This is a genomic window from uncultured Campylobacter sp. (assembly GCF_938017775.1).
Taxonomy (GTDB): Bacteria; Campylobacterota; Campylobacteria; order Campylobacterales; family Campylobacteraceae; genus Campylobacter_B.
The window spans coordinates 1-1,614 of sequence record NZ_CALIIU010000028.1 but is presented as its reverse complement, the minus strand read 5'-3'; the positions used below and the strand labels follow the sequence as shown (position 1 = coordinate 1,614).

The 1,614-nt window shown below is 40.9% G+C and carries 2 protein-coding genes; both read left to right on the top strand.

Translation table 11 applies throughout. From position 1 onward, the window contains the following. The first annotated feature begins 51 nt into the window (after window positions 1-51). Complete coding sequence (locus Q0537_RS04520) at window positions 52-768, top strand: hypothetical protein (RefSeq protein ID WP_299225463.1); 717 nt, start codon at window positions 52-54, stop codon at window positions 766-768. Between the two features lie 56 nt (window positions 769-824). Beyond that, the coding region (locus Q0537_RS04515) for a DNA topoisomerase (protein ID WP_299225461.1) at window positions 825-1,614 on the top strand (790 nt) is incomplete at its 3' end.

Here is a 1,614-nt window from a genome sequence, read left to right as displayed (position 1 = left end):
AAAAACAGAAATAACTTTGAAAGGAAAAAAATAATGGCACCTATAAAATCTATGGCCGATGATCAAGAGTTCAAGACTAGCAAGGTTTTCGTGTCAAAAACGGAGCTTCCTGACAAAAACAAAACCCTAGTGGGATTTGGGATAGACGAGGAATATGTAAATGAAGCGGGAAAGACTGTAAAGCCTACCGCTAGATCCGTGATGTCGAAACTAGCACAGATTAACGCTCTTTTAAGCGCAGTGGAATCAAAAATTCCTATCACCGTAAATGCAAAAGACGAAAACGATAAGGATGTTTATCTTAAGGCCGATCTTTGGTCGCAATCCAGGATTAGCTCAAGGGGGTTAGCTTATAGAGATTATAAAATGAAAATAGAGTTGCAACCGGAAATTCGAAATAAGGCCGGGGAACTAATGCAAGACGCACAAGTTCTATACGCAACAAAAAGGGAGGGTGGATATGCATTCGATAAAAACAATGATACCAGCCTCATAAATAAATTTGGTGCAATGTGCGCCAAGGGGGTTTCATACAATCTAAGCGCTCATAATAATAGCACGTTGCAAAAATACCATAAGCTCATGCAGCTGATCGATGGGATAGAAAAATTTGCCAATGTAGAAATCGGCTATATAAAACAGCAAGGAACCATAGTTAAATCAATCGCTCCGATTAGTGTAGACAAGGACGGAACACAAAAAGAGGGCGAAAGCAAGCTTGTAGATTTAGCAAAAGGTGGTATCAAAGATATGGAGCGCGAAATTTAATCCGTCATACGCCGCCTCTTAAGAGGCGGCTATTTACAGTGTTAAAAGGTAATATAATGAGGCTTTTTATTGCGGAAAAGCCGGACCTGGCTAAAGCCATCGGCGCTAGTCTAGACGGCACACAAAAAAATGGCGACGGCTATTTTATAAAGGGCAATGATATCGTTACGTGGGCTTTTGGGCATATTTTAGAGCTATACAAGCCGGAGGACTATGATGAAAGCCTTAGGCGTTGGGATTTTACTGCCCTGCCTATTAAAATTGATGAATTCAAATATAAACCTATCGAGGGCTCAAAGAAGCAGTTAAAAATCATCTGCGCCCTGATTAACAGCGATAAAATAACACAGATAATAAATTGCGGCGATGCGGACGAAGAGGGGCAAATTTTAATCGATGAGATATTAAACTACTCCGGAACCGATAAGAAGATCTATCGCTTGATGTTGCAAGATCTAACGGAAAAGGGCATTCGCGCACAACTAAAAAATATCCGTCCAAATAGCGATTTTAAAGGACTAAGCGAGTGCGGATTTTCACGCGCTCAAGCAGATTGGCTGGTCGGTATAAATTTAACGCGAGCCTATACTAAAATCGCGCAGGAAAAGGGCTATAACGATGTTTTAAGCGTCGGGCGCGTGCAAACTCCCATCTTAGGACTTATAGTTAATAGAGATGTAGAACACGAGAACCATAAGACTAGTTTTTATTATACGATTAGCGCCGCCGTTTCTACGCAAGGACTTACTGTTCCTATGCGATACAAAAGCGATGAGAAAATCATCGATGAAGGCTTTGCAAATGCGATTGGAGCTAAGGTACAAAACAAAAACGGCTTAATTACCA